At 52.8% G+C, this 1,057-nt stretch carries 1 protein-coding gene; it reads left to right on the plus strand.

All coding sequences use genetic code 11. From position 1 onward, the window contains the following. Positions 1 to 77 precede the first annotated feature (77 nt). Positions 78 to 1,001 carry an IS5-like element IS903B family transposase gene (locus FTE26_RS08430; protein ID WP_001118619.1) on the plus strand — a complete coding sequence of 308 codons (924 nt, stop codon included), beginning with the start codon at positions 78 to 80 and terminating at the stop codon, positions 999 to 1,001. Positions 1,002 to 1,057: the final 56 nt, after the last annotated feature.

A 1,057-nucleotide genomic window follows, 5' to 3' on the forward strand; every position in this document is an offset into this window, starting at 1 on the left:
GGCTTTGTTGAATAAATCGAACTTTTGCTGAGTTGAAGGATCAGATCACGCATCTTCCCGACAACGCAGACCGTTCCGTGGCAAAGCAAAAGTTCAAAATCACCAACTGGCCCACCTACAATAAAGCCCTCATCAACCGTGGCTCCATAACTTTCTGGCTGGATGATGAAGCTATTCAGGCCTGGTATGAGTCAGCAACACCTTCTTCACGAGGCAGACCTCAGCGCTATTCTGACCTTGCCATCACCACCGTTCTGGTCATTAAACGCGTGTTCAGGTTGACCCTGCGGGCTGCACAGGGTTTTATTGATTCCATTTTTTCTCTGATGAACGTTCCGCTACGCTGCCCGGATTACAGCTGTGTCAGCAGGCGGGCAAAGTCGGTTAATGTCAGTTTCAAAACGCCCACCCGGGGTGAAATCGCACACCTGGTAATTGATTCCACCGGGCTGAAGGTCTTCGGTGAAGGCGAGTGGAAAGTCAAAAAGCATGGCCAGGAACGCCGCCGTATCTGGCGTAAGCTGCATCTCGCCGTTGACAGTAAAACACATGAAATCATCTGCGCTGACCTGTCGCTGAACAACGTTACGGACTCAGAGGCCTTCCCCGGGTTAATCCGGCAAACCCACCGGAAAATCAGGTCAGCCGCCGCCGATGGCGCTTACGATACCCGGCTCTGTCACGATGAACTGCGACGTAAGAAAATCAGCGCGCTTATCCCACCCCGAAAAGGTGCGGGTTACTGGCCCGGTGAATATGCAGACCGTAACCGTGCAGTGGCTAATCAGCGAATGACCGGGAGTAATGCGCGGTGGAAATGGACAACAGATTACAACCGTCGCTCGATAGCGGAAACGGCGATGTACCGGGTAAAACAGCTGTTCGGGGGTTCACTGACGCTGCGTGACTACGATGGTCAGGTTGCGGAGGCTATGGCCCTGGTACGAGCGCTGAACAAAATGACGAAAGCAGGTATGCCTGAAAGCGTGCGTATTGCCTGAAAACACAACCCGCTACGGGGGAGACTTACCCGAAATCTGATTTATTCAACAAAGCC

Source organism: Escherichia sp. S10b (assembly GCF_028421345.1).
Lineage (GTDB): Bacteria > Pseudomonadota > Gammaproteobacteria > Enterobacterales > Enterobacteriaceae > ECMA0423.